We start from the raw sequence: 6,086 nt of genomic DNA, 5'->3' as shown, positions 1-6,086 counted from the left end.
CCGCGAGGGCCGCGCGCACGGCAAGCGCATCGCCGACCTGCGCGAGGAGATGCAGCACACGCTGGAGGGCGCCGCCGGCATCTACCGCGGCGGCGACGTGCTGGCCAAGGCCGCCGACACCCTCGCCGGCCTGTGCGAACGCGCGCTGGAGACGCGCGTCGACGACACCAGCACCGCCTTCAACACCGAGCTGATCAACCTGCTGGAGCTGCGGGCCATGCTCGACGTGGCACGGACCATCGTGGCCTGCGCGCTCAACCGGCAGGAGTCGCGCGGGGCCCACCAGCGCACCGACTTCCCGGCCAGGGACGACGGCGCCTACCTGGCGCACTCGCTGGTCCACCGCGCCCCCGACGGCACCCCCTCGGTGGGGCTGCTGCCCGTCACCATCACCCGCTGGCCGCCAGGGGAAAGGGTCTACGGCCGTGACTGAGGAGTCGATCCGCCTGGAAGTGGCCCGGTACCGCCCCGGGCAGGACGAGGAGCCGGTGCTCGTCCCGTACGAGGTGCCGCTCAGGCCCGACTGGGCGGTGCTCGACGGGCTCGCCTACGTCAAGGACCGGCTGGACGGCACGCTGTCGTTCCGCTGGTCGTGCCGGATGGGCATCTGCGGGTCGTGCGGCATGACCGTCAACGGCGAGCCCCGGCTGACCTGCGGCACCTTCCTCACCGAGTACGGGACGGGACCGGTCAGGGTCGAGCCGCTGAAGGGGTTCCCGGTCATCAGGGACCTGGTGGTGGACATCGAGGACTTCCTGGCCAAGCTGTCGTCGGTGCGGCCGTGGCTGGTCAGGGAGGGCGAGGAACCGCCGCTGACCACCGAGTACGCGCAGACCCCGGCCCAGCTCGACGCGTACAAGCAGTACAGCATGTGCGTCAACTGCATGCTCTGCTACTCGGCCTGCCCGGTGTACGTGCTCGACCCGGACTTCCTGGGCCCCGCGGCGATCGCGCTGGCGCAGCGCTACAACCTCGACTCGCGCGACATGGACGACCGGTTCGACGTGCTCGGCCACGAGGACGCCGTCTGGGGCTGCACGTTCGTCGGCGAGTGCACGAACGCCTGCCCCAAGCACGTCGACCCCGCCGAGGCGATCCAGCGCTACAAGCTGACGGCGGCGCTCCGCTCGGTGCTGCCGTGGAGCCGGCGATGACCGGGGCCTACGTCCCCCGCAGGGACCGGCTCTGGTTCACCCGCTCCCGGCGTTACGCGCTCTTCGTGCTGCGCGAGCTGACCAGCGTGTTCGTCGCCTGGGCGGTCGCGTACCTGCTGCTGATGATCGCCGCGCTGGCGGGCGGCGGGTACGACGGCTTCGTGGCGCTCGCCCGGCAGCCCTGGATGATCGCGGTCAACGGGGTGGCGCTGGCCGCGACCGGCTTCCACGCGCTCACGTTCCTCAACCTGGCCCCGAAGGCCACCGTGGTGCGGCTGGACGGCTGGCGGGTGCCCGCCTGGATGATCCAGGGGGGCAACCACTCGGCCTGGCTGCTGGTCTCCGCGATCCTCGCGTACGTCGTGCTGCGGTCGCCATGAGACGGCGGGCGGAGGCGTACCTGTGGCTGCTGTTCAGCGGCGGCGGCGTGGTCGCGGCCCTGCTGCTGCCGGTGCTCGTGCTGCTGTTCGGCGTGCTGATGCCGGTGGGCGTGCTTGACTGGCCGTCCGCCGCGCGCCTGACGGCCCTGCTCGACCCCGTGGCGGTGCGGGCGGCGGTGGTGGCGGCGGTGGCGCTCTGCCTCTTCCACGCCGCGCACCGGATCCGCCACACCGCCGAGGAACTGTTCGGCCTGGCGAGGTTCGATCCGGTGATCGCCGTCGTGTGTTACGGCGCCGCTTTGGGAGGGTCGGTCATCGCAGCGGGGGTGCTGTGGTGAATGTCCTTGTTTCGTGACAATTCCACCCGTGTCTTTACGCGCAGTTTATCCGAGGTCTACCGTCCGCTGTGCAACCCTCCGGCCATCGCCCGGCGGCTCCGGGCGGAAGGAGAACTCGGTGTCACCAAAGACACGCGTCTTAGTCGTGATCCCGGCGGTCACGGCACTGCTCGGCGCGGTCCTCACCGCGCCCGGTGCCCAGGCGTCCTCCGTGGCGCGTTACCAGCCCGGACCGTCCGACTACTACATCAACTACACCCCGCCCCGCGACGAGGTCACCCCCGAGGACCCCGGCGTGCCGGGCGGCGACAAGCGCTCACGCTCCCGGGCGCGTGAGATCGACCAGAAGTACCGCATGGGCAACCCGGCCGCCGCCCGCGTGCTCGCCGCCCGCGAGCGCGAGGCCCTCAGGACCGGCCGCAACCCCGCCGACTTCATCTTCAAGAAGTCCAAGCAGACCAGGACCGCCAAGCTGCTGACGCTGCTGGTCGAGTTCAACGAGAACGCCAACGACGACTTCTCCGGCTACAACAGGCTGCGGACCGTCGACAGCCCGCCCGACGACTGCGTCGTGGAGCCGCCCGGCACACTCCTCAACGGGCCCCTGCACAACAAGATCCCCGACCCGGCCAAGCTGCCGCAGAAGGACAACAACTCCTTCTGGGTCCCGGACTTCAGCCCCGAGCACTTCAACAAGATGCTCTACACCGACCGGGGCATCACCGAGCGCGTCCGCAAGGACCTCAAGGACCCGCGCGACGGCAAGCCCGGCATCGACATCTCCGGCTACACGCTGAAGAAGATGTACGAGGAGATGTCCAAGGGCGCCTACTCCGTCACCGGCTCCGCCGTCGGCTGGATCAAGGCCCCGCACTCCGAGGCCTGGTACGGAGCCGCGGCCTGCGGCGGCGACCCCCAGGACATGTCCGGCCACCCGGACAACCCGCTCGGCGCCGGCCAGCTCGCCATCGACGCCGTCAACGTGCTCGCCCAGACCCAGCCGGACTTCCCCTGGGCCGACTACGACCTGGAGGACGTCTCCGACGCCGACGGCGACGGCGACTTCGCCGAGCCCGACGGCGTGATCGACCACCTCGTCCTGGTCCACGCCGGCAAGGACAAGTCCTCCGACGGCGGCGCCGAGGGCACCTACGCCATCTGGGCGCACTCCAGCGCGGTCGCGGGCGGCTACCAGGTGCCCGGCACCGACATGAAGATCTCCAACTACATCGTGCAGCCCGAGGACTCCGGCGTCGGCGTCTTCGCCCACGAGTACGGCCACGACCTCGGCCTGCCCGACCTGTACGACACCTCCGGCACGGGCAGCTCCGCGGTGGACTTCTGGGACCTGATGTCCAGCGGCTCCCACTCCGGCCCGATCTTCCAGTCGATGCCCACCCACATGAGCCTGTGGGGCAAGTGGGTGCTCGGCTGGGCCAACCCCAAGGTGTTCGACCCGGGTGACCGCCAGAGCCTCGTCACCGTCGGCCAGGCGTCCCGCACGCCCAAGCTCACCCAGGACGGCGTCCGGGTGAACCTGGCCTCCGAGCCGCTCAAGATGGTCGACCCGCACAGCGGGAGCAACGCCTGGTGGTCCGGCATGGACCAGGAATGGGCCAACGTCTCGCTGACCCGCGACCTCCAGGTGCCCGCCGGCTCGGACGTGCGGTTCTGGATGTGGAACAACTACGAGATCGAGTCCGACTGGGACTACGGTTTCGTCGAGGTGTCCACCGACGGCGGCGCCACCTGGGCCCAGCAGAAGGTCTTCGACGAGGCCGGCAACGAGATCACCACGCCCGACGACTACCCGGACCCGAACAAGAACCTCGCGACCTTCGGCAACAAGAAGTACGGCATCACCGGCGACACCGCCGGCTGGCGGCACGACTACGTCAACCTGACCCCGTTCGCCGGCCAGGCCGTCAAGCTGCGGCTGGTGTACAACACCGACGCGGCCTTCACACCGCGCGGCTGGCACGTCGACGACTTCCAGCTCACCAGCGACGGCGCCGCCGTCTGGAGCGACGACGTCGAGAGCGGCGAGAACGGCTGGCGCGCCACCGGCGGCACGTTCACCAACACCAGCGGCCAGGGCTGGACCATCAACAACGGCGAGCGCGACATCCAGCGCTTCTACCTCGCCGAATGGCGGAACTTCGACGGGTTCGACAAGGGCCTGCAGTACGCCTACGACACCACGTACTCGCGCGACGGGGCGTGGAAGGTGGAGAAGGTCAAGTACAACGCGCCCGGCCTGCTGGTCTGGTACCGCGACTCGACCTACACCAACAACGTGCTGGCGAACAACCTGGAGGCGCCGCCCAGCATCGGCTCCAAGGGCACCCTGCTGCTCGTCGACTCCCACTTCGACCCGCTGCGCCGCACCGGCGTCGCGGCCCAGAAGGACCCGACCAGGCACAAGAACATGGAAGGCCGCACCCAGACCTCCAACGCGGCGTTCTCGTTCAAGAGCACCTACCCGCTCAAGGAGTGCCTGGAGGCGCCGGACGAGCCGTTCAGCGAGTACTGCACGCAGGTCGGGGCGCTCAAGGGCGTCAAGGAGTTCACCGACGCCAAGACCTGGTACCCAGGCCTGGAGGTCCAGGACGGCGCCCTGTACTACCGGGACTTCGACGCCTCCACCGTCGTGCCGTCCAAGGACGACCAGATGTACAGCACCCGCGTGGTGAACGTGGACGGCACCCCCGCCACGGAGTACTACGGCGCCGACCTCGGCGGCGGCCACGTCCTCGGCTCCGGCGACCCGGGCGCCGAGGGCAAGGCGCTCGGCGTGCGGATCAAGCTCGTCACGCCGCTGCCCGGCGACCTGGGCGCCATCGTCCAGGTGACCCCGCCGAAGAAGTGATCATCGAGGGCCGCCGGGCCATCCCGGCGGCCCTCCCGCGTCCCGCCGATGCGGCCAAAGGCAGCGGCTCGTGCGCCTACGATTGATGACCATGAGCGAACTGCGCACCAAAGCCGAGCACACCGCGGCGATCCTGAAGGATCGCCGCGTGGCAGTGGTGATCAACACTCGCTCCCGCCGTGGCCGCCGCCACTACTTCGAGGTGATCGAGCAGCTGCACGAGACGGGCTTCGAGCCGCTGGCCGAGATCGGCGTCTACAACCCGAAGCGGCTGCGCGAGCTGCTCGACACGGCCCTGGCGACGGGCCCCGACCTGCTGATCGTCGGCGGCGGCGACGGCACGCTCTCCTCGGCGGTGCGCCACGTCGCGCACCGCGACGTGGCGCTCGGCGTCCTGCCGCTCGGCACCACCAACAACTTCGCCCGCAGTCTCGGCCTGCCGCTCGACCTCGCGGGCGCGATCCGGGTGTTCGCCACCGGCAAGGTGGCCGACATCGACCTCGGCATGGCCGACGACCGGCCGTTCGCCAACCTGGCCAGCTTCGGGGTGTCGGTGGAGGTGGCGGGCACGGTCAAGCCGTGGCTGAAGCGGTGGCTGGGCAGGCCCGCCTACCCGCTGACCGCGCTCACGATCCTGCCCGGACACCGGCCGTTCCGCGCCTACATCACGGTCGACGGGGAGCGCCACGAGCTGCTCACCCACCAGCTCAACATCGCCAACGGCCGCTTCCACGGCGGCTGGCAGGTGGCCCGCGACATCAGCATCGACAACGGCATGCTCGTCGCCTACCAGCTCGGCTCCGGCAAGAAGCTGCGGCTGCTCGTCGAGACGCTGGCCCGCGCCACCACCGGCCGGTGGCGCAGCCTGGCCGGGGGCCCGTTCGTGACCGGCAGGGAGATGCTGCTGGAGACCGACCCGCCGATGGCCGCCGACGTGGACGGCGAGGTGCGGCTGCGCACCCCGATCAGGCTCCGCGTGGTGCCCAACGGCGTGCGCGTGATGGTCCCGGCCGGCTTCGAGGACCGCTGACCCCGGTCGGCGGAGCCCCCGGCAAGCCCGGGGTCCGGTTGTAAACTGAAGGTATGAATCCTCCCGGATCGTGGTGCGAGCGACCGAAGCCGCAGGCTCCTTCGTGCGAGCTTCCCTCTCCGTGGAGCAGGCCGAAGCGCCCCGACGCCTGGTGCGAGACGCCCAGGTCGCCGATCGTGAAGGTCGTCGACCTCCTGCTGCGCGGCGCCAAGCGCTGAGAGCCCTCGTCCCGGCGCGGCCCCGGAGCGGTCGCGCCGCGTCGCGCTGCGCGGACGACGCGGGCGATCGTGGCTGATCACCGGCCCGCGTACGCGT

The 6,086-nt window shown here is 70.4% G+C and carries 6 protein-coding genes and 1 pseudogene; all 7 read left to right on the top strand.

Annotation, left to right across the window (positions count from 1 at the left end; genetic code table 11):
- A pseudogene (locus tag OUY22_RS06850) lies at positions 1-433 on the top strand (hypothetical protein); the annotation flags it as partial.
- Positions 426-1,154: a succinate dehydrogenase iron-sulfur subunit gene (sdhB, locus tag OUY22_RS06845; protein WP_270153937.1), complete on the top strand. Its 729-nt coding sequence runs from the start codon at positions 426-428 to the stop codon at positions 1,152-1,154. The pseudogene OUY22_RS06850 and the gene sdhB, both read left to right, overlap by 8 nt.
- On the top strand, positions 1,151-1,534 hold the full coding sequence (locus OUY22_RS06840; RefSeq protein ID WP_270153936.1) for a hypothetical protein: 384 nt from the start codon (positions 1,151-1,153) through the stop codon (positions 1,532-1,534). Before sdhB ends, OUY22_RS06840 begins: the two co-directional genes overlap by 4 nt.
- On the top strand, positions 1,531-1,872 hold the full coding sequence (gene frdD, locus OUY22_RS06835; RefSeq protein WP_270153935.1) for a fumarate reductase subunit FrdD: 342 nt from the start codon (positions 1,531-1,533) through the stop codon (positions 1,870-1,872). Before OUY22_RS06840 ends, frdD begins: the two co-directional genes overlap by 4 nt.
- A gap of 118 nt (positions 1,873-1,990) precedes the next feature.
- Positions 1,991-4,741: an immune inhibitor A domain-containing protein gene (locus OUY22_RS06830; RefSeq protein ID WP_270153934.1), complete on the top strand. Its 2,751-nt coding sequence runs from the start codon at positions 1,991-1,993 to the stop codon at positions 4,739-4,741.
- 91 nt (positions 4,742-4,832) lie between these two features.
- A complete protein-coding gene (locus OUY22_RS06825) occupies positions 4,833-5,771 on the top strand; it encodes a diacylglycerol/lipid kinase family protein (protein ID WP_270153933.1) in 939 nt (312 codons plus the stop codon).
- 53 nt (positions 5,772-5,824) lie between these two features.
- Positions 5,825-5,989, top strand: coding sequence for a hypothetical protein (locus OUY22_RS06820; RefSeq protein ID WP_270153932.1), 165 nt, complete (start codon positions 5,825-5,827; stop codon positions 5,987-5,989).
- Positions 5,990-6,086 lie beyond the last annotated feature (97 nt).

The organism is Nonomuraea corallina (assembly GCF_027620315.1).
GTDB lineage: Bacteria > Actinomycetota > Actinomycetes > Streptosporangiales > Streptosporangiaceae > Nonomuraea > Nonomuraea corallina.
Note: the sequence above shows the minus strand (reverse complement) of the source record. Positions and strands in the feature narration are given on the sequence as shown.

What these genes read in the sequence shown, in the direction of transcription:
- OUY22_RS06840 (WP_270153936.1), top strand. Translation starts at nt 1,151, where the DNA reads ATGACCGGGGCCTACGTCCCCCGCAGGGACCGGCTCTGGTTCACCCGC.
- frdD (WP_270153935.1), top strand. Translation starts at nt 1,531, where the DNA reads ATGAGACGGCGGGCGGAGGCGTACCTGTGGCTGCTGTTCAGCGGCGGC.
- OUY22_RS06825 (WP_270153933.1), top strand. Translation starts at nt 4,833, where the DNA reads ATGAGCGAACTGCGCACCAAAGCCGAGCACACCGCGGCGATCCTGAAG.
- OUY22_RS06820 (WP_270153932.1), top strand. Translation starts at nt 5,825, where the DNA reads ATGAATCCTCCCGGATCGTGGTGCGAGCGACCGAAGCCGCAGGCTCCT.